This window comes from Microbispora sp. H10670 (genome assembly GCF_014161385.1).
Lineage (GTDB): Bacteria > Actinomycetota > Actinomycetes > Streptosporangiales > Streptosporangiaceae > Microbispora > Microbispora triticiradicis.
Map to the genome: position 1 here is coordinate 166647 of NZ_JABBWW010000002.1, position 20180 is coordinate 186826.

The 20180-nt window shown below is 72.0% G+C and carries 20 protein-coding genes and 1 riboswitch; of the genes, 6 read left to right on the forward strand and 14 right to left on the reverse strand.

Going from position 1 to position 20180, the window contains the following annotated elements; translation table 11 throughout:
- Nucleotides 1–97: 97 nt before the first annotated feature.
- The 6 genes from HHX33_RS04430 to menB form a co-directional block, all read right to left on the reverse strand.
- The gene (locus tag HHX33_RS04430; protein WP_259402145.1) at nt 98–2149 is read right to left on the reverse strand and encodes a DUF222 domain-containing protein; all 2052 of its coding nucleotides are present in this window, start codon (nt 2147–2149) and stop codon (nt 98–100) included.
- A gap of 179 nt (nt 2150–2328) precedes the next feature.
- Nucleotides 2329–2661, reverse strand: a complete 333-nt coding sequence (locus HHX33_RS04435) for a YnfA family protein (protein WP_182873461.1) — start codon at nt 2659–2661, stop codon at nt 2329–2331.
- A 102-nt stretch (nt 2662–2763) separates the two neighbouring features.
- Nucleotides 2764–3927, reverse strand: coding sequence for an SGNH/GDSL hydrolase family protein (locus tag HHX33_RS04440; RefSeq protein ID WP_220501488.1), 1164 nt, complete (start codon nt 3925–3927; stop codon nt 2764–2766).
- 383 nt (nt 3928–4310) lie between these two features.
- On the reverse strand, nt 4311–4952 hold the full coding sequence (locus tag HHX33_RS04445; protein WP_182873462.1) for a DedA family protein: 642 nt from the start codon (nt 4950–4952) through the stop codon (nt 4311–4313).
- A 106-nt stretch (nt 4953–5058) separates the two neighbouring features.
- Nucleotides 5059–6708 (reverse strand): 2-succinyl-5-enolpyruvyl-6-hydroxy-3-cyclohexene-1-carboxylic-acid synthase, encoded by a 1650-nt coding sequence (gene menD, locus HHX33_RS04450; RefSeq protein WP_111698597.1) that lies wholly within the window; start codon nt 6706–6708, stop codon nt 5059–5061.
- A gap of 115 nt (nt 6709–6823) precedes the next feature.
- On the reverse strand, nt 6824–7654 hold the full coding sequence (gene menB, locus HHX33_RS04455) for a 1,4-dihydroxy-2-naphthoyl-CoA synthase (protein WP_111698600.1): 831 nt from the start codon (nt 7652–7654) through the stop codon (nt 6824–6826).
- 82 nt (nt 7655–7736) lie between these two features.
- Here menB and HHX33_RS04460 point away from each other — a divergent pair, with 82 nt between their 5' ends.
- The 3 genes from HHX33_RS04460 to HHX33_RS04470 all read left to right on the forward strand — a co-directional run bounded on the left by HHX33_RS04460 (nt 7737) and on the right by HHX33_RS04470 (nt 10856).
- Complete coding sequence (locus HHX33_RS04460; RefSeq protein ID WP_310741214.1) at nt 7737–8897, forward strand: AMP-binding protein; 1161 nt, start codon at nt 7737–7739, stop codon at nt 8895–8897.
- 58 nt (nt 8898–8955) lie between these two features.
- Entirely contained in the window at nt 8956–9270 is a 315-nt protein-coding gene (locus HHX33_RS04465; protein WP_138460771.1) for a hypothetical protein, read from the forward strand.
- Between the two features lie 170 nt (nt 9271–9440).
- Complete coding sequence (locus HHX33_RS04470; RefSeq protein ID WP_182873464.1) at nt 9441–10856, forward strand: RNA polymerase sigma factor; 1416 nt, start codon at nt 9441–9443, stop codon at nt 10854–10856.
- A 100-nt stretch (nt 10857–10956) separates the two neighbouring features.
- Here HHX33_RS04470 and HHX33_RS04475 read toward each other — a convergent pair whose 3' ends face one another.
- A complete protein-coding gene (locus HHX33_RS04475; protein ID WP_259402146.1) occupies nt 10957–11409 on the reverse strand; it encodes a hypothetical protein in 453 nt (150 codons plus the stop codon).
- Between the two features lie 124 nt (nt 11410–11533).
- Between HHX33_RS04475 and HHX33_RS04480 the strand changes: the two genes are divergently transcribed.
- A complete protein-coding gene (locus HHX33_RS04480; protein ID WP_307801899.1) occupies nt 11534–12121 on the forward strand; it encodes a TetR/AcrR family transcriptional regulator C-terminal domain-containing protein in 588 nt (195 codons plus the stop codon).
- 296 nt (nt 12122–12417) lie between these two features.
- Nucleotides 12418–12618 (forward strand): DUF5999 family protein, encoded by a 201-nt coding sequence (locus HHX33_RS04485; protein ID WP_111698608.1) that lies wholly within the window; start codon nt 12418–12420, stop codon nt 12616–12618.
- Here the strand turns inward: HHX33_RS04485 and HHX33_RS04490 are convergent.
- Entirely contained in the window at nt 12615–13241 is a 627-nt protein-coding gene (locus tag HHX33_RS04490) for an alpha/beta family hydrolase (protein ID WP_182873465.1), read from the reverse strand. The two genes, HHX33_RS04485 and HHX33_RS04490, sit on opposite strands and share 4 nt — an antisense overlap.
- 75 nt (nt 13242–13316) lie before the next feature.
- Between HHX33_RS04490 and HHX33_RS04495 the strand changes: the two genes are divergently transcribed.
- Entirely contained in the window at nt 13317–13742 is a 426-nt protein-coding gene (locus HHX33_RS04495) for a hypothetical protein (RefSeq protein ID WP_182873466.1), read from the forward strand.
- A gap of 44 nt (nt 13743–13786) precedes the next feature.
- Here the strand turns inward: HHX33_RS04495 and HHX33_RS04500 are convergent, their stop codons facing one another.
- The 6 genes from HHX33_RS04500 to HHX33_RS04525 all read right to left on the reverse strand — a co-directional run bounded on the left by HHX33_RS04500 (nt 13787) and on the right by HHX33_RS04525 (nt 20080).
- On the reverse strand, nt 13787–14323 hold the full coding sequence (locus HHX33_RS04500) for a hypothetical protein (RefSeq protein ID WP_182873467.1): 537 nt from the start codon (nt 14321–14323) through the stop codon (nt 13787–13789).
- A gap of 91 nt (nt 14324–14414) precedes the next feature.
- Entirely contained in the window at nt 14415–17240 is a 2826-nt protein-coding gene (gene gcvP / locus HHX33_RS04505) for an aminomethyl-transferring glycine dehydrogenase (RefSeq protein ID WP_182873468.1), read from the reverse strand.
- A 180-nt stretch (nt 17241–17420) separates the two neighbouring features.
- Nucleotides 17421–17513, reverse strand: a riboswitch (glycine riboswitch).
- A 45-nt stretch (nt 17514–17558) separates the two neighbouring features.
- Nucleotides 17559–18176: a MerR family transcriptional regulator gene (locus HHX33_RS04510; protein ID WP_262367358.1), complete on the reverse strand. Its 618-nt coding sequence runs from the start codon at nt 18174–18176 to the stop codon at nt 17559–17561.
- Between the two features lie 155 nt (nt 18177–18331).
- The gene (locus tag HHX33_RS04515) at nt 18332–18802 is read right to left on the reverse strand and encodes a bifunctional nuclease family protein (RefSeq protein WP_111698626.1); all 471 of its coding nucleotides are present in this window, start codon (nt 18800–18802) and stop codon (nt 18332–18334) included.
- Between the two features lie 98 nt (nt 18803–18900).
- Nucleotides 18901–19557, reverse strand: coding sequence for a MerR family transcriptional regulator (locus HHX33_RS04520; protein ID WP_111698629.1), 657 nt, complete (start codon nt 19555–19557; stop codon nt 18901–18903).
- Between the two features lie 19 nt (nt 19558–19576).
- Complete coding sequence (locus HHX33_RS04525; protein WP_111698632.1) at nt 19577–20080, reverse strand: FHA domain-containing protein; 504 nt, start codon at nt 20078–20080, stop codon at nt 19577–19579.
- Between the last annotated feature and the right edge of the window lie 100 nt (nt 20081–20180).

Here is a 20180-nt window from a genome sequence, read left to right on the forward strand (position 1 = left end):
GTTATACGTGGGCGGTCCAACACCGATCTTCCTGCTCACACAGACCCAGCCGTGAGCCCGGTAGTAGTCCGCTCGGTGTCTCATTCGCGTTGGTGTCTCATTCGCGTCTCCGGGTGGTGCGGAGGTTGCGGTAGGTGAAGGCCCAGCGGTCGTCTCCGATCTTGCGGCGGGTGTAGCGGGCGGGGTGGCGGTAGCGGTCGCGGTTGTGGAACTGGCACGCCGGCCCCAGCAGCTTGAGGTCGGTCAGCCCGCCACTGCACCAGTCCTCGGCGTGGTCGATCTGGCACATCGTGGCCGGCAGCGGGCAGCCGTCCACCCAGCAGGTCGCATACCGGGCGAAGACCGCCCGCCGCTGCGCCGGGGTGGCCAGGCGGACCTTGCGGCCCATGTCCAGCACCTGCCCACCGGCGTCCATCACGATCCGCACCAGGGTGCTGGTGCGGGCCAGCCGGTGCACGCTGGCAACAGGCAGCAGCTGCCCGGTCGCCAGGATCAACCCCGGCAACCCCCGCAACCACACCCCCGGCGGCGGACTGTTCACCCCCACCCCCGCCCAGACACCGCCACCCCGCCAGGTGCTGCCTCCCGACCAGGCCCCGCGTCCCGCCAGGGCGTCTCCTCCCAGCCGGGCGCTGCCTCCCCGCCAGGCACCGCCTTCCGCAGCGGCGCAGGCGTCAGGGCCGGGAATGGGGTCGTCGCCTAAGCCGGGCTCAGGGCCAGGGTCATCGCTCGGGGCTGGGTCTGAGAGGTCCGAGTCTGAAGGGCCGGTGCCCGAAGGGGCGGGACCAGGGCCGTCGCTCGGGTCGGTGTCTACCGGGTCGCTGGTGAGGTGATCGGCAGAGGGGTCGCTGTCTGAGGAGCCGCTGGTGGGGTGGTCGCCCGAGGGATCGGCTATAGGGTCGCGTGAGGGTTCGCCGGCTGGGGGATCGTCGGGGAGGGATTCGGCGGTGACCAGCACCAGAAGCTCAGTCGCGATCTTGTTCTCCAGGAACGCGATGACAGCATCCGCGTTCCGCACGCTCGAGGTGCGGTCGTCGCCCTCGGCCTTGGGCTTGGCGTAGACGTCGAGCATTTGCTGCAACCGCGCGGCGGCTTCGACCGGGAGGTAGAACTCTCCCTCCAGCCCGCCGTTCCTGCGCCGCCGCACCCGGAAGAACCGGCGGTCGAAATCGGCCTGCTCATCGCTTTCGTGGCCGTCGGGGTCCAGCACCGCCCGCAGATACCGCCCCGCCTTGGCCACCTCCGCCGCCCCCGCCGAACCCGCCAACTCCAACAAGATCCCCTCAGCCGTCGTCGCCTGCTCATCCGTCAACCCCGCAGTGGCCGTGCAGATCGCCTCCACAATCCCCTCCGCCAGGCTGCCCTCAGCGAACCGCTCACGCACCCGCGACAGACGACCCAACTCCACGCCCATCGTCACCAACCGGCCCGCACCCGGAATCGTCATCCCCCCAACAGAGCGCAGCCACAACCGGGTCGAGGCATACCCATGGTTCCTCGCCTCCCCGGACCGATGCACCCGCCCCACCCGGGCAGCAAGCGCGGAGGTGATCCGATCCCGTGCCGCCAGCAACTCCTCAGCCTCGGCCAGACACACCTCCGCCGACTCAGGCACCGGCACCAGCGCCACCACCCGCGCCGCCTCACCAACCGCCGCCACCGCCACCCACGACGATGCACCGCTGCCACCAGCACCAGAAGCATCCCGGCCCGGGCCCGCATCGCTCCGACCGGCGTCGGAGGTGCCGCCGGACGCACCGGTGTGAGCAGCGCCAGAAGCGCGATGAGGAGTGCCACCAGAGACGCTTTCGGCCGCGCTCCTCACGGGTCCGGCGTCACCGTGCCCGTCGGCGTCATCGACTCGGCTCGCCGGAATGTCCCCGGCCGGTGGCGGGGTGGAAGCGCCGCCTCCTGCGGCAGTGGGGTTTCCGCTCGCACTGTCCTGGGAGGCGCCGCCTTCAACAGCGGGGCCCGGCAGGACGACAGGGCGGCCCGGCAGGACAGCAGGGCGAAGATGCGATTCCTCAGCGCCGGGCTCAGACGCCAGAGAGCGATCCGGGGACCCGAAGGGTGGGCCGTCGATGATCCTGGCCCACCAGGGATCAGCCGGAGGACGAGGCGATGGCACGTCGAACGTCGGAGACTCCATCTGCCCCTCCTCCCGCAGCACCTACAGTTCGAACACCTGACCTAATCCTTTCACTACTCTCCGTATATAACAAGCACACCTGACGATTACCTGGAGTCACACGAGGCGGGAACGCAGCGCGTCCCCATGTGGGCATCCGCTGCCGCCGTCACAGGGTCGTAAGGCTACGGAAGATACGCTCAGCCGCGCGGGGCGTACATGATGACCGCCACTCCGACCAGGCAGATGGCCGCACCGGCGAGGTCCCACCGGTCCGGACGGAAACCGTCCAACGCGACGCCCCACAGCAGCGATCCGGCGACGAACACCCCGCCGTACGCGGCGAGGATGCGACCGAAGTGCGCGTCCGACTGGAACGTGGCGGCGAATCCGTAGGCGGCCAGGGCGAGGATCCCGGCGGCGACCCAGGCGACTCCCCGATGCTCGCGCCAGCCCTGCCACACCAGCCATGCTCCGCCGATCTCGAAGACGGCCGCGAGGACGAACAACACCAGGGAACGGACGATCGTCATGACCGGTAGTGCAGCACATCCGCCGTCCCGCGCCCTGTGGAGGGTCCGGGAAAGCCGGCGCCGGGTGGCGGACCGCTCCGCCACCCGGCGTGCCGGGGGTTGTCACCAGCGCAGCGGGAGGGTGGCGATGAAGTCGCCGAGCCGCTGAGAGATGATCTTGTGGTCGTGGGCCGAGGGGTGCCAGTCGCAGCCGCCGTAGTCCAGGTCCGTGTTGTCGTAGTACCAGTAGCGGACCCGGTCGTCGCCCCGCCTGTTGCGGTCCTGGACGATCTGCCGCGCCGCGTCGGCGAACGCCGTCGTGTTGGACATGTACGTGGCGCTGACCACGATCATCGCCTGCTTGCCGTACCGGGACCGGAGCTTGTCGATGAACCCGTGGTAGGCGCTCTTGTACGCGGCGACCAGGGTCTCCGGCGTCCACGGCTCGCCGGGGTTGATCGCGGTGGAGAAGTCGTTGATGCCGAGGCCGATCACGATCAGCTGCGGATGCCAGGTGCCCGGGTTCTTCCAGACGTCGCCCGGCACGCCGATCAGGGCCCGGTCGTAGTAGGTGCGGTAGTCGGTGCCCGGCTCGATCCCGTTGTAGTTGCGCACCACGCCGCGCCCGGAGAAGGCGTTGATCTGGTAGTCGGCGCCGAGCCCTCGTGCGGTGAGAGCGCCGAAGCTGACGTCGGCGTTGGTGGTCCTGTCGATCTGACCCGGTGCGGGGCAGTCGCGGGTGCCGGACATGTTGCCGTAGCCGGCGGTGTAGGAGTCGCCGATGAACTCGATCTGCCGGCGGCGGTCGGCGGGCCTGGGCAGGATCGCGCCGCCGGGCGCGGCGACGAACCCGCCGAACTCGCCCACCGCCCACGGGCTCTCGCTGCGCTTGACGAGCCGTACGGCGTGCACGCCGTTGCGGAGGTTCCTCACCCAGTGGGTGGTACGGCCGGGGGTGACCAGGGTGGCGACGGTGGCGCCGTCGATCTGGACGTCGTAGTCGTTGACGGTGTCGTCGAGCACGATCCCCACGCCGGTGCCGCGGAAGCGGCCCTCGAAGTAGACGCCCGGCCAGCTGTACCGCACGGAGCGTCCGGCGGCCTCGACCCGGCCGGCGGTGTGCGCCGTCGCCAGGGCGCCCGGAGCGGCCTGCCCCGGGCGCCGCCCCGCCGTCTCCGGACCGGCCGGAGGCGAGGCCGCAGAGGTGGCCGCATGGGCCGCCGCGGGCAGCAGGGCGGCGGTCACCGCCAGCGCGGCCAGTGCCGCGTGTACCTGAGTGCGTCGCACGGTCTTCCCTTCTCCATGCCGGCGCGAAGGCGCCCGGGCCCGTCGGGCCCGCCGGGCGCCGGGGGGCCGGCGCTGAACGTTTCACGGACGCGGGTACGACGGCGACGGAGGCGGCGCACGCGGCCCGGAGGCACGCGGGGGCGCCGGGGCGCGGGTGACCGCGGATGACCTGGGGGGCAAGGCTCACCCTCTGCCTCGGAGCGGACGGCAGGCGACGGAACCCGGAGACGCTCCGGGGCCGGCGCCGGGTGCAGAGTGTCCGCTCCCCCGCTGCAAGGTCAAGACCCCGTGAAGGTCACGTCCGCGCCGGAATGTGAAAGATCCGGAACGTGAACGAGCAGGAAGGTGAAAGCCGGAAGGTGGGAGAGCCGGGACGGCCTCCCTCAGGCGGCGGTGGCGGTCTCCGGCACGGGCTCCTCCTCGCGGGCCGCCTTGGCGGCCTTACGCTTCAGCCACACCGTGCTGCCCAGCCCGAACAGCAGGGCGATCACCAGCCCCACCCAGGAGAAGCCCTTCAGCCACTTGTCGGCCACGACGCCCAGGTAGTAGATCGCGGCCGTGGTGCCGCCGGCCCACGCGACACCGCCGAGGACGTTGGCGACGAGGAAGCGCCAGTACGGCATGTGCAGCGCGCCGGCCAGTGGCCCGGCGAGGATGCGCAGCAGCGCGACGAACCGGCCGAAGAACACCGCCCACATGCCGTGGCGGTTGAAGACCTCCTCGGCCTTGGCGATGTGCGCCGGGCCGAAGTGCTTGGGGAAGCGCCGCCCCAGCCGGTCGAACAGCGGCCGCCCGCCCTTGCGGCCGATCACGTAGCCGATCGAGTCGCCCACGATGGCCCCGCCGCTCGCGCACAACCCGAGGACCACCGGGTCGACGACCCCTCGCGACGACAGCAGCGCGGCGCTGACCAGCACGATCTCCCCGGGCAGCGGAATGCCCAGGCTCTCCAGCCCGATGATGACGCCCACGAGCACATAGACCCAGACGGACGGTATGGTCTGCAGCCACTCGTCGACGTGCATCTCACTCCTCAGTGCGGAAAGCTTCCCCCATTCTGCCGCCGCCTTGCCGATGCGGCATCCGCCGTGAGGACCAGAGAAGACCGTGTCGTGTGCGACCGGAGGATGATCAGTCGCGCATCGCCGCGCGTACGGCCTCGCGCATCGCGACGTGGACGGCGGCGTTGCGCGCCCGGTCGGTCCGCGCCTCCACCAGGCGCAGGCCGTCCCCCTTGAGGGCCTTGGACAGCTCCTCCGTCTCCTGCACCACCGTGTACGGCAGGCCGCTCGCGGCGGCCAGGTAGCCGAGGTCCACCCCGTGCGGCGTGCCGAAGACCCGTTCGAACGGATCCTCCAGCGCGGCCTGCGGCAGCAGCGAGAAGATCCCGCCGCCGTCGTTGTTCACCACCACCAGGCACAGGTCGGGCCGGGGTTCGCGCGGGCCGAGGATCAGTCCGTTCTGGTCGTGCAGCAGCGTGAGGTCGCCGATCAGCGCGTACGCCGGGCCGTTGTGGGCGAGCGCGGCCCCGACGGCGGTGGAGACCAGGCCGTCGATGCCCGAGGCGCCCCGGTTGGCCATCAGCCGCAGTCCCCTGCGGGGCCGCATGGCCTGGTCGAGGTCCCTGATCGGCATGGACGACCCGCAGAACAGCAGCGACCCGTTGGGCAGCACCTCGGCGAGGTCCCTGGCCAGCCGCGGCTCGGTCAGCCCGGAGGAGTCGAGCACGGCGTCGATCGCCTCGCGGGCCACGTGGTCGGCGTGCCGCCAGGAGCGCAGCCAGGCGTCGCCGCCCGCGGCGATCGGGATCTCCACGGCCTGCGCGACCTGGGTGGCCGACCGGGTCGGGTCGGGCCAGCGGGTGAGGTCGGGGGCCACCACGATGTGCTCCTCGGCCCGCCGCAGCCACGACAGCAGCGGGCGCGACAGCCCCGGGCGGCCGAGGGTGACCACCACGTCCGGCCGGTGGGCGTCGGCGAACTCCTGGTCGCCCAGCAGGAAGTGGTAGGCCGAGACGGCGTGGTCGCCGTACCGGCCGCCGCCGTTGGGCTCCGACAGCACCGGCCAGCCCGCCATGCCCGCGGCGGCGACGTAGCGCCGGACGTTGGCCGCGCCGTCGCCGACGACCAGCACGCCGCGCCGGGTCGGCGGGATGTGCAGGGCGGCGGACGGAGGCGCGACCCGCGCCCGGAACCACGAGCCGGAGGCGTCCCCGTCGAGGGACTCGCACCACGACGCGTCGCCGTCGGGGATCAGCGGCTCGCGGAACGCCACGTTGAGGTGGACCGGCCCGGGGTCGGGCGGCCCGGCGGCCCGCTGGCAGGCCCGGCACACCAGCGACCGCCAGTAGGCCACCTGGCCGGGGCGGTCCTCGGGGACGCCGACCTCGGCGAACCAGCGCACCGCCGATCCGTACAGCTTGATCTGGTCGATCGTCTGGTTCGCGCCGGTGCCGCGCAGTTCGGGCGGGCGGTCGGCGGTCAGCACGAGCAGCGGCACGCCGGACTCGGACGCCTCGATGACGGCGGGGTGGAAGTTCGCCGCCGCCGTGCCCGAGGTGCAGACCAGCGCCACCGGCCGCTCGGACCGCTTGGCCAGGCCGAGCGCGACGAAGGAGGCCGAGCGCTCGTCGACGCGGACGTGCAGCCGCACCCGCGAGTCGGCGTGCGCGGCGAGCGCCAGCGGCGCGGACCGGGAGCCGGGGGCGAGCACCACGTCGGTGACCCCGCAGCGCACCAGTTCGTCGATCAGCACGGTCGCGAGGGCGGTCGCCGGGTTCACCGCCGCGCCTCCCGAACGCCCCGGCCGGCCCGGTTCGTGTCCAACCGCCCGTCTCCTCCCGTTCCCGAAGCCGTCAGCGTACGACACAACGGGGCAAACCCCGTCACACCACGCCCTATGGCCGGCGGGGGAACTTCCCGAAGTCGGGCTTGCGCTTCTCCTTGAACGCGTCGCGGCCCTCCTGGGCCTCCTCGCTCATGTAGTAGAGGAGCGTGGCGTCGCCGGCGAACTGCTGCATGCCGGCCGCGCCGTCGGTCACCGCGTTGAGCGCGCCCTTCAGCATGCGGAGCGCGAGGGGAGACTTCTCCAGCAGCTCGCGGGCCCACTGGACGGTCTCCTCCTCCAGCCGCTCCAGAGGGACGACGGCGTTGACCAGGCCCCACTGGAGGGCGGTCTCGGCGTCGTACTGCCGGCACAGGTACCAGATCTCGCGGGCCCGCTTCAGGCCCACGGTCTCGGCCAGCAGCCAGGAGCCGTACCCGCCGTCGAACGAGCCGACCTTCGGGCCGGTCTGGCCGAACCTCGCGTTGTCGGCGGCGATCGTCAGGTCGCAGCACACGTGCAGGACGTGGCCGCCGCCGATGGCGTAGCCCGCCACCATCGCGATGACCGGCTTGGGGCAGCGCCGGATCTGCACCTGCAGGTCCAGCACGTTGAGCCGCCCGACGCCGTGGGTCTTGTCGTCCACGTAGCCGTCGTCGCCGCGGATCTTCTGGTCGCCGCCCGAGCAGAACGCCTGGTCGCCGGCGCCGGTGAAGATGATCACACCGACCTCGGTGTCCTCCTGCGCCCGGTTGAAGGCGTCGCGGAGCTCGAACAGAGTCGTCGGCCGGAAGGCGTTGCGCCGCTCGGGGCGGTTGATAGTGATCTTCGCCATCCCCTCCGCGGTCTCGTAGAAGATGTCCTCGTACTCGCCCGACCGCTTCCAGTCGACCCCGCTCGTCACACCCGCTCCTTCGTCGTCACCGGTACGTCGTCACCAGCAGGCGGTCGCCTCCCGCCACCGCGCCGGGACTAACCTTACGACCGTGCTCAGCCGTCCAGGACATCGCCCGGTTCACGCCCTCGTCCTGCCGGCCGGTCCCGCCCTGTACGACGCGGTGCGGCGGGCCCTGACCGGCGACGGGCCGGCCGTGCTGCCGCTCTCCCCCGATCTGCCGCGGCCCGCGCTGGAGGCGGCGCTCGCCGCGATGCGCCCCACCCACGTGGTGACCCCCGACGGCGTACGGCGTGAGCCGGACGGCGTGCCGTCGGACGCGGCGCTGATCATCGCGACGTCCGGCTCCACCGGCGCGCCCAAGGGCGTCGAGCTGACGGCGGACGCGCTGTTCGCGTCGGCCCGCGCCTCGCTGGCCCGGCTCGGGGCCGGGGAGGGCGACCGCTGGCTGTGCTGCCTGCCGCCCTCGCACATCTCGGGGGCCCAGGTGCTCGTCCGGTCGCTGCTGTGCGGCGCCGAGCCGATCGTCCACCCGCGCTTCTCCCCCGCCGCGGTGGCCGCGAGCGGCGCGGACCACGTCTCCCTCGTCCCCACGCAACTGCGGCGGATGCTCGACTCCGGGGCGGACGTCGCGGCCTTCCGCACGATCCTGCTCGGCGGGGCCGCCGCCCCCTCCGGCCTGCTGGCCGAGGCCCGCGCCGCCGGCGCCCGGATCGTCACGACGTACGGCATGAGCGAGACGAGCGGCGGGTGCGTGTACGACGGCGTGCCGCTGGACGGCGTGGACGTCGCGATCGGCGGCGACGGACGGGTGCGGATCGCCGGCCCGGTGCTGCTGTCGGGCTACCGTCTCCGCGACGAGCCACATCTCGACGGCGGCTGGTTCGTCACCTCCGACCTCGGCTCCGTCGAGGACGGGCGGCTCACGGTGCTGGGCCGCGCCGACGATGTGATCAACACTGGTGGCCGGAAGGTCGTGGCCGGCGCGGTCGCCGAGGTCCTCTCCGGGCACCCGGCCGTACGGGACGTGGTCGTGGTGGGCAGGCCCGACCCCGAGTGGGGCGAAATCGTGGTGGCGGTGGTGGCCGGGAGGACCGGGCTGAAGGTCGGGCTGGACGACCTGCGGGCCTTCGCAAAGGAGCGGCTGCCCGCCTACGCCGCGCCACGCGAGGTCGAGCTGGTGCCCCGGATTCCCCTGCTGCCGAACGGCAAACCGGATATGGTCGCTCTCAGAAACCGGAACCGTGACTGACCTTCGTGCGTCATAAGAGCAGGGGCGTCGACCGAGAGCAGGGGAAGGGGGACGCCGCATGGGACCGATCCGGCTCACACCGGCCCACAAGATGATGGCCTCCGCCGTCCTCGTGAGCCTCGTCATCCTGGGCGGAGCCTCCGTGACCGCCGCCGCGTTCGCCGCCCGGCTGGACAAGGTCGTGCAGAACGCCCCCGCCGCCAAGCTCGGCCCCACCCCCACCGAAGATCCCCAGGACCCCTCCGTGGTGTCCAGGGTCCTCACCGACGACCCGGAACAGGTCGGTGGCTACTGGACGCCGGAGCGTCTGGAGGACGCGAGCCCGATGCCGGTGCCCGAGCTCAGCATCAACATCGTCACGCCCAACGACTGAGGAAACGGCCCGCACGCCGAATCGGAAGACCTGCCCTACGGGGTCTGGGAACAAACCGGGCACGAGAGCGTTATTGATACTGGTGCGCTGAGCCGCCGGACGCCGCGCCCCGATCACAAGCATTTGAAACCCCGAATCGATCATGAACTCCGCAAGGAGGAGGTGTCTTCATGCCCCGGACCGCCGTGGCGAACTCGCACGAGCGCGAGGTGACCCCGACGACGCTCGACCGGCTCCTGGAGCGCGGCCGTGCACAGGGCCGCCTTTCCCTGTCGGAGCTGCGCGAGGCCTTCGCAGAGGCCGGCGTGAGCCCCGTGGAGGGCCGCTCCATTCTCCGCGAGCTCACCGAGGCGGGCGTGAACCTGGCCGCGGAGAACGAGCCGGGTCTCGCCGCCGGCGCGCGGACGTCCACGCAGACCTCCGGAGAGGCGCCGGGCAAGGCGCCCGCCAGGAAGTCGCGCCGGGCCGCCCAGGCCGCGGCGCAGGCCGCCGGGGACGCACCCGCCCGCGCCGGCGCCGCGAAGAAGCGGACGGCCAAGGCGAGCGCGGCCGACACCACGGCCGGCACCGCCGCCGAGGAGCCCTTCGACGAGGAGGTCACCGGCGCCGAGGCGGAGGCCGAGGCGGCGGACAACGAGCCGCTCGACCTCGACGACACCTCCTCGGTCATGGGCGACTCGGTGCACACCTACCTGAAGTCGATCGGCCGCCGCACGCTGCTCACCGCCGCCCAGGAGGTGGAGCTGGCCAAGCGCATCGAGGCCGGGCTGTACGCCGAGTACAAGCTGGAGACGGCCCTGGAGAGCGGCGACCACCTGCCCGCGCACGTCCGCGAGGACCTGGAGTGGGCCATCGAGGACGGCCGCAGGGCCAAGGACCACATGCTGGAGGCCAACCTCCGGCTGGTGGTCTCGGTGGCCAAGAAGTACACCGACCGGGGCATGGCCCTGCTCGACGTGGTGCAGGAGGGCAACCTCGGCCTGATCCGCGCGGTCGAGAAGTTCGACTACACCAAGGGCTACAAGTTCTCCACGTACGCCATGTGGTGGATCCGGCAGGCCATCCAGCGCGGCTTCGCCGACTCGGCCCGCACCATCCGGCTGCCCGTCCACGTGCTGGAGATGCTCTCGAAGCTGTCCCGCGTGGAGCGTGACATGCACCAGCGGCTGGGCCGGGAGCCCACCCCGGAGGAGCTCGCCGCCGAGCTGGACAAGACGCCCGACCAGATCGAGGAGCTGCTGCGCACCAGCCGGCAGCCGATCAGCCTCGACTCGACCATCGGCGAGGACGGCGAGACCCGCATCGGCGACCTGATCGAGGACGTCGACTCGCCCGAGGCGTCCGAGGTGGTCGACCGGCAGCTGCTGGCCGAGCAGCTCAAGGGCGTGCTCGGCAACCTGTCGCCGCGTGAGGCCAAGATCATGAGCCTGCGGTTCGGCCTGGCCGACGGCAAGCCCCACACGCTGGACGAGATCGGCAAGCACCTGGGCCTGACCCGGGAGCGGATCCGCCAGCTGGAGAAGGAGTCGCTGTCCAAGCTGCGCCACCCGAGCAACACCCGGCCCCTGCTGGACTGGGCCAGCTGAGAATTCGGGCCAGCTGAGATTCCGGCCGGCTGATCAGGTTACTCGTACGGCCCGCGCCCCTCGGGGGTGCGGGCCGTACGGCTTTCTCAGGAGCGGGCGGTCAGCCGCGAGCGGAGGCGAGGCCCCCGCGCACGTCCCGCGGGGTCAGGCGGGCGGGGTCGCCCGTCCGGGCGGCGCGGGGCACCCGGGGGATGCCGCTGAGCCGGTGCGCCTCGCGCATCGTGCGCAGGCGGTTCACCTCGTCGGTCCACAGCGCGCCGTCGGGCGTCGCCCGTCCCTTGCGCCGCGCGATCCTGCTGTCGTAGGACTTCACCCCGAAGGTGGCGCGCTGCCCCGCCTCGGCGGCGCGCAGCGCCTCGGTCAGCGCGGTGTCCAGGCCCAGGGCCGCCTCGCGGAGCACGGGCAGCGGCGCCCCGGCCGCCTTCGCCTCCTGGAACCGCCGCTGCGCCACCCGGACCTTCTCCAGCACGTCGCCGAAGTTCCGCCGGATCTCCAGATCCGCGTGGTAGCGGACCTCCGCCTCCCGGCTCACCCGCGGACGGAAAAACGCCATCGTCGACCCCTTAGGTATCCAACGTGTGCAGTCACGTCATGCACTCGGTAGCGTACGCGGTCCGCGCGAGGCCTCGTACCGCAGGGTGCGCCGCCCTTTACGAAGTAAGGAGAGCTGTGGCAGCATGATCGCCATGCCTGCCAAGCGACCACCCGTGCCGCTGTCCCGGGAACGGATCATCGACGCCGCCCTGCACATCGCCGACGGCCAGGGCCTGCGCCGGCTGACCATGCGCCGGCTCGGCGACGCCCTCCAGGTGGAGGCGATGGCCATCTACCACCACCTGCCCCGGGGCAAGGAGGCGCTGATGGACGCCCTCGCCGAGCACGTGACGACCGTACGCGTCGACCCGGCCGAGGCGCCGGGCTGGCCGGACAGGGCCCGCGCCTGGGCCCGGGCGAGCCGCGCCGCGCTGCTCGAACACCCCGGCGTGCTGTCGCTGGCCCTCACCAAGCCGCCGAAGGGCTCGGCCCTGATCGCGATCAGGGAGCAGACCGAGCAACTGGGCGAGGCGGGCGCGCACGACCCGGAGGCGGCGGTGCGGGCGCTGCGGGCGTACGTGTTCGGCAGCGTCGCGGTGGAGGTCCAGCGGTCGGGGTGGGCCGACCCGGACGCGACCGTGCGCGACGCGCGCACCGCCGAGGGCGAGCGCGACTTCGAGCACGGCCTCGACGCGCTGATCAGCGGTCTCGGCGTCCGGCACGGGGGCTGACACCGGAGCTGTGGCCTCCCGGTTACCCGATGGTCGGCGTGTCGAGGTTGGAGCGTTATCTCGAATGGGGCATTCTTGTGTACTAGGTCACATCAGTGTGTGTGAGGCCGCTCGGGGGGTGTGGTCGGGTCCCCAGCCCGACCGGCGGAAATGCCCCGAACGGACTATGTCATGCGGATGGGGCCGAACCGCAGACTGGAGTAGTCCGATGTGTCGTACGTCATACGGCGCGGCGGACACCCGGCGGAACATCACGAACGTAAGACGAACGATAAAGAACACGGGGAGCCCCGGCGATGTGCCCTCATGAACCGGCCTGTCCCACCGCGGACGCGAAGGACCGAGAAGCCGCCCGAACGGTAGCCTGCCACCCCGAGCAGGGCTGGAGCCTGCTCTGCAACGGCGTCGTGCTGTTCGAGGACACCGGCGAGCTGTTGCCGGACGGCGGCGTCATCGCTCCGCACCGCCCCACCGACATGGCCATCAGCGCGGCCTAGGCCTCCTGCTCCTCCTGCTCCAGCAGCCACGGCAGCAGCCACCGCGCCACCTCCTCGCCCACCCGGGCGGGGTTCTTCCTGAACTCGTGCCCCTCCCCCGGGAGGACCACGAGACGTGCGGCGTCCTTCTCGTCCGGCACGCCGAACGGATCCCGATCCCCGCTGACCACGAGCACGGGGGTCCCGGCCTGCCGCAGCTCGTCCGCCCGCGACCGATCAGGTTTCCCCGGCGGATGCAGCGGGAAGGCGAGCGCCACCACCGCCCCGGCCCCCGCCTCATGTGCCGTACGGCAGGCGACCCGTGCGCCGTTGCTCCGTCCGCCCTGGACGAGCGGCAGGCCCGGGTGACGGGCCCGCAGCGCGGCGACGACGGCCAGCCACGCCTCGTCCTGTTTGACGGCCGATCCCGGCGCCCGGGCGCCGCGCAGCCGGAACGGCTGGACCACCCGTGCGACCGTCACCCCCGCCGGCAGCACGGCGTCCCGTACGGCGAGCAGGTCGGGGGCGTCCACCCCGCCGCCGGACCCGTGCGTGAGCACCAGCAGCAGCCGGGCGCCGGGGGCCTCCTCCACCTCGGCCAGCGCGGGGCCGTGCGGGGTCTCGATCTCCAGCGCGACTCCCATGCCGGTGACCGTATCGGCTCCGTCCCCGGCAGGAGGTGCGGACCCTCCGTTCGGAGGATGGCAGGGCTCGCGAGTATGGGCCAGAATGTCATGGTGCCGGAGATCGCATCGCAACCGCCCGCCGCCGGGCAGGGCTACAGGCCGCCGCCGCAGGCGGGGACGCAGACGACCCGGGAGGACCTGCGCGCCGTCATCGCGGCCCGCCGGGACCTCGGCCCGGAGTACGAGGACGCGCTCGTCGACTCGTTCCTCGACAAGCTCGACGTGGAGATCGCCGCGCGGGTGCGGAACGAGGTCGCCGCGCAGATCGGGCACCAGCCGCTTCCCGGGAGGCGCCCGAAGGACAGCGCGGTGGGCGTGGCCCTGGGCTCGCTCGGCATCGGCATCCCGCTGACCGGGATCGCGGCGGGCACCGCGCACGGGCCGGGGCTCCTGCTCGCCTGGGGCGGGATCGTCGCCGTCAACCTGGCGTACGCGCTGAGCCGCCGCACCCAACGCTGACCGACGGGGGCCGACCGGCGGACCGCCGGCCGTTCAGTCCCCGATCAGGCCTCGACGCTCTCCATGACCGGGCGGACGTCCCGGCCGAGGCGCAGCCGCACCTGCTCGGCGAGCGCCCGGTCGGGGTGGTCGAGGCCGTAGCGCCACACGGTCCCGGCGTCGGCGTCGCGCCCCCGCAGGGGCAGCGTCCGGGCCAGCAGCTCGATCGCCAGCGCGCCGGTCTCGGCGTCCGGGCCCTCCCCGCGGCCCTCCTCCACCGCGCCGGCGAACTGGGCGCACGCCATCTCCAGATGCGCGATGCCGAGCAGCACGCGCAGGCGCGCCCGGTCGGCCACGGCGGGCACCGACAGCGCCTCCAGCAGCACGTCCGCCGCCCGTTCCGGCTCTCCCTCGGCGAGCAGCCGCTCCGCCATGTGCTCCACGACGGCCGACAGGCCCGCCGCGGCCTCGGCGCGGTCGGGCGCCTCATCGTCCGCGGCGACTTCCGCGAAGATCGACGCCGCGGCGTCGAGGTCGCCCGTCTCGGAGAGCCGGTGCGCCTGGTCGAGCCGGTCGGGCCGCCCGGGGTCGATGGCCGTCATGAGGTGGCCTCGCAGAGGTCGCAGGGACAGGAGCGTGCATCCGCGATCTTAACGAGCCCGGCCTCCGGGCGGGGCCGACATGCGCAACCGGTCAGTCCTCGTACGCCTCCATGGGCGGGCAGGAGCAGACGAGGTTGCGGTCGCCGTACGCCTGGTCGATGCGGCGCACCGGCGGCCAGTACTTGTCGTCGCGCAGGCCCGGCACCGGGTAGGCGGCGACGGCCCGCGAGTAGGGGTGGGCCCACTCGTCGGCGGTGAGGCACTCGGCCGTGTGCGGCGCGTTGCGCAGCGGGTTGTCGGCCTTGTCGTACTCGCCCGACGCCACCTTGGCGATCTCGTCCCGGATGGCGATCATCGCGTCGGCGAAGCGGTCGAGTTCGGCCAGGTCCTCGCTCTCGGTCGGCTCGATCATGAGGGTCCCGGCGACGGGGAACGACATCGTGGGCGCGTGGAAGCCGTAGTCGATCAGCCGCTTGGCCACGTCGTCCACCGTGACGCCGGTCTCCTTGGTGATCTGGCGCAGGTCGACGATGCACTCGTGCGCGACCAGGCCGTCCCGGCCGGTGTAGAGGACCGGGTAGTGCGGCGCGAGGCGCCGGGCCAGGTAGTTGGCCGACAGGATCGCCTGCTCGGTGGCCTGCCGCAGCCCGTCGCCGCCCATCATGCGGACGTACGCCCAGGAGATCGGCAGGATGCCCGCCGAGCCGTACGGCGCGGCCGACACGTGCGCGGGCAGGTGCTCCGCGAGGTGGGCCTTGACCGCGACCGGGCCGACGCCGGGCCCGCCGCCGCCGTGGGGGATGCAGAAGGTCTTGTGCAGGTTCAGGTGCGAGACGTCCGCGCCGAACTCCCCCAGCCGGGCCAGGCCGACCAGCGCGTTGAGGTTGGCCCCGTCCACGTAGACCTGCCCGCCGGCCTCGTGGACCCGCTCGCAGATCTCGACGATCGTCTCCTCGTACACGCCGTGGGTGGACGGGTACGTCACCATGATCGCGGCGAGCGCGTCGCGGTGCTTCTCGATCTTCGCGGCGAGGTCGCCGAGGTCGACGTTGCCGCTCCCGTCGCAGGCCACCACGACCACCCGCATGCCCGCCATGACGGCGCTGGCGGCGTTGGTGCCGTGGGCGGACGACGGGATGAGGCAGACGTCGCGGCCGTCCTCGCCCCGGGAGCGGTGGTAGGACCTGATCGCCAGCAGCCCGGCGAACTCGCCCTGCGAGCCGGCGTTCGGCTGGATCGACACCCGGTCGTAGCCGGTGACCTCGGCCAGCCAGCCCTCCAGCGTCGCGATCAGCTCGGCGTACCCCTCGGCCTGCTCCGCCGGCGCGAACGGGTGGATCGCGGCGAACTCCGGCCAGGTGACCGGCTCCATCTCGGTGGTCGCGTTGAGCTTCATCGTGCAGGAGCCCAGCGGGATCATCGAGCGGTCGAGCGCGACGTCCTTGTCCTGCAGCCGCCGCAGGTAACGGAGCATGGCCGTCTCGGACCGGTGGGAGTGGAAGACCGGGTGGGTGAGGAAGCCGGAGGTCCGCTGCAGGTCCGCGGGGATCGCGTCGGAGGTCGCCCGGTCGAGGTCCTCGACCACGATCCCCGGCACGCCGAAGGCCTCCCAGACGGCCCGCAGGTGGCCGACGACGGTCTTCTCGTCGCAGGCCACGCCGACGTGGTCGGCGTCCGCCAGGCGGAGGTTGACGCCCCGCTCGGCGGCGGCGGCCACGACGTGCTCCGCCCGGCCCGGCACGCGGGCGAGCACGGTGTCGAAGAACTCGTCGTGGACGATCTCCACACCGCCCTCGCGCAGCCCGGCGGCGAGGACGGCCGCGTGGCGGTGCGCCCGCTGGGCGATCCGCCGGAGGCCGTCGGGGCCGTGGTAGACGGCGTACATCGAGGCCATGACCGCGAGCAGGACCTGCGCGGTGCAGATGTTGCTGGTGGCCTTCTCCCGCCGGATGTGCTGCTCGCGGGTCTGCAGGGCCAGCCGGTAGGCCGTACGGCCGTCGGCGTCCACCGAGACGCCGACCAGGCGGCCCGGCATCTGCCGCTGCAGGCCCTCACGGACCGCCATGTACGCCGCGTGGGGGCCGCCGTAGCCCAGGGGGACGCCGAAGCGCTGGGAGGAGCCGACGGCGATGTCGGCGCCCTGCTCGCCGGGGGGCTCCAGCAGGGTCAGCGACAGCAGGTCGGCCGACGCGACGAGCAGCGCGCCGGCGGCGTGCGCCCGCTCGGCCAGCGCCCGGAAGGACGCCACGCGGCCGCTCGCGCCCGGATACTGGACGAGGACCCCGAAGCACTCGGGCAGGTCCCCCGCGAGGTCCGACTCCACCAGCGTGATGCCGAGCGGCTCGGCGCGGGTCGCCAGCACGGCCTTGGTCTGCGGCAGCGCGTCCGCGTCGACCACGAAGACGTCCGCCTTGACCTTGCTCGCGCGCCGGGCCAGCGTCATCGCCTCGGCCGCGGCGGTCGCCTCGTCCAGCAGGGACGCGCCGGCGACGTCGAGGCCGGTGAGGTCCGACACGACCGTCTGGAAGTTCAGCAGGGCCTCCAGCCGCCCCTGCGAGATCTCCGGCTGGTACGGCGTGTACGCGGTGTACCAGCCCGGGTTCTCCAGCACGTTGCGGAGGACGACCCCCGGAGTGATCGTGTCGTGGTACCCCAGGCCGATCATCGGGGTCAGCACCCGGTTGCGGGCCGCGAGCGCGCGGAGTTCGGCCAGCGCCTCGGCCTCCCCCGCCGCCTCCGGCAGGTTCAGCGGGCCCCGCGTGCGGATCGCCTCGGGGACGGCCACGGCGAGCAGGTCGGCCGTCGACTCGTAGCCGACGACCTCCAGCATGCGGGCACGGCCGGCGTCCGAAGGACCGATGTGACGGGTCGCGAAGGGCGGGGCGGAAAGATCCTGAAGCGTCGAGCGGTCGGTCATGACAGGGGCCTCCTGGGCGGGTCGAGACCTGCGGCGGCCGCCTCGCGCCCGTGAGCGCGACCGGCCGTGATGCGGTCTCCCCCTCTGTCATCGGACCTGAGAGCTTCACCGGGCCGCCCGGCCCGGCTTTCCCCTTCGGTGAGGCGCCGCCTGGCGGGCGGGCCTGCTTTTCAGAGTCGCCTCGTCCGTGCGGTACGGATGCCTGAGAGTTTCCGGGGAGGTTTGCTCCTTCGGCGCCCCTGCAACTTCAGGGGTCTCTCCCGCACGAGGTCGTCGGCCGTGTCCACTCTACCCGGTTACTTCCTCTGTACCCGTTTCTCAGCCGATCTTACGGGCCTTCCTGCGGCGGGCCAGCTCGTCGGCCGGATGATCCCCCTCCGCATCCGGCGCGGACTCCGCGCGCTCACCGGGCAGTTCCGCCAGGGACCCCTCCACCTCGCGCCAGACCCGCCCGAGCGCGATGCCGAACACGCCCTGGCCGCCCTGCAGCAGATCGATCACCTCGTCGGCGCTGGTGCACTCGTAGACGCTCACGCCATCGCTCATCAGGGTGATCTGGGCCAGGTCGTTGACGCCCCGGTCGCGCAGGTGCCGTACGGCGGTGCGGATCTGCTGGAGCGAGACCCCCGTGTCGAGGAGACGTTTGACGACCTTCAGGACGAGGATGTCGCGGAAGCTGTAGAGTCGCTGCGACCCGGACCCCTGAGCTGCTCTTATGGTCGGGAGCACCAGTTCGGTCCGGGCCCAGTAGTCGAGCTGCCGGTAGGTGATCCCGGCCGCCGCGCACGCCGTCGGGCCACGGTAACCGATGTTCTCGGGCAGCGCCGTCGGCTGCTCGTCGAACAGCAGGCCTTGTTCGCCGGCGCGCTCGCGCGCCTCCCGCCGAACCGGGTCGTGCTGGCCGGCCGACCTACCCTCGCCGCTGCTGACCGCCACTGCGGACCTCCGGCTTTCTCTCATCCCACGGTCTGATCTGGGGGTTCGTGAATTACAACCGTGGTTTCCCTTGCACCGTAGGACCGGGGCCATCGTCAGTCAACGACCCCGTCCGGCGCGTCGTGAAGCGTAATTTCCCGAAATGGTGCGGCACGTCAGCCCGCTCGCCCGAAGTCTTCCGGTGTGATTTTGTCCAGGAACTCGCGGAACTTCTCCACTTCGTCTTCCTGGTCGTCGGGCATGCTCACGCCCGCCTCCTGGATCACGTCCTCACTCGCGTAGATCGTCGCCCCCGTGCGCAACGCCAGCGCGATCGAGTCCGAAGGGCGGGCGCTCACCTCCACGCCGTTCGAGAACACCAGGTCGGCGAAGAAGATCCCATCGCGGAGCGCGACGATGTTGACGGTGCGCAACCGCACCCCCAACGCCTCAAGCACATCGCGGAACAAGTCGTGGGTGAGCGGCCTCGGCGGGGGTTCCTCCGCCTGGGCCAGCGCGATGGCGGTCGCCTCGGTCATGCCTATCCAGATCGGCAGGTACCGATCACCGCTCGCCTCCTTCAGGAGCACGATCGGCTGGTTTGTGGGCATCTCAACGCGAACCCCCACGACCTCCATCTGCAACACGGGCGGCTCCGTCTCAAGCGTCGCGGCATATCACCAGGCATTCAACGTAACACCCACCAGGGAGCGGATGTGCCGGTCACCGCCCCATCAGCACCCCATTACCGTCCCAGAACGCCGCGAACACTGCCACGCAGCAACGCATTGTGCAGTTCCTGGAGAAGACCGGACATCTCGCGAGCGGTCTCGTCGGCCTCCGCGATCGCCCCCGGCGCCTTCCGGCGCAGCACGGGCGCCACCGCCTGCTCGATCAGGCCGGTCTCCCGCTCCACCAGCGCCCGCACCGCCCTGAGGTGCCGCGCTCGCAGGCCGAACCGCGACAGGGCCCCCACGCTGCGCGCGATCTCCAGCGCCTCGCCGTCGTAGCGGCGCGCGACCGCCGCGACCAGGCCGAAGCTCTCCATCTCGGCCAGGGTCTCCTCGTCGATGCCCGCGGCCTCGATGAGCTCCTCCCTGCTGAGACGCACCGCCGGCGGGCCGTCCGAGACGCTCTGCGGGCGCGCCGCCTGCCCGTCCAGCTGATCCTTGATCACCCGGAGCGGCAGGTACTGGTCACGCTGCGCCCGCAGGATGTACCGCAGGCGCTCCACGTCGTTGTAGGTGAACTTGCGGTAGCCCGAGGGGCTCCGCTGGGGCTCGATCAGCCCCTCACCCTCCAGGAAACGGATCTTGGAGACGGTCACGTCGGGGAACTCGGCCTGCAGCAGGCCGAGGACCTCCCCGATGCTCATGAACGCCCGTACGGCCTGTGCGCTCATGACTGCTCCTCCTCACCGATCACAGCCCTCCAGGACCACGCGTGAGGAAAACCAGCCGGAACTTGCCGATCTGCACCTCGTCGCCGCCCTGCAAGGGGGACTCCTCGATGCGTTCCCGGTTGACGTAGGTGCCGTTCAGGCTGCCCACGTCGCGGACCGTGAACTGGCCGCCGCGGCGGTAGAACTCGACATGCCTCCTGGACACGGTTACATCGTCCAGGAAAATGTCGCTTTCCGGGTGGCGACCCGCCGTAGTGAGATCGCTGTCGAGCAGAAAACGGCTGCCCGCGTTCGGGCCGCGCATGACCACCAGGAGAGCCGTGCCGGGCGGCATCTGCTCGATCGCCGACCGGTCCGGCAGCAGCGTCTGGCCCGTCTCCGCCTCCAGCGCCTCCAGGGAGATCGTCGAGGTGGTATCGGCTGCGACGGGCGCCGGAGCGCTCAGCGGCGAACCGCATCGTGAACAGAAACGGGCATCCTCGGGGTTGGCATGACCGCACTGCGTGCAGTAGACGCTGGGCATCGAACGGCTCGGCCTCTCTCACGACTCTCACGACTTGCTCGGGACTGGCTCACTGCTGGGGACTGCTCAACTGCTCGGGTCCGGCTCGAACTGCGAATGC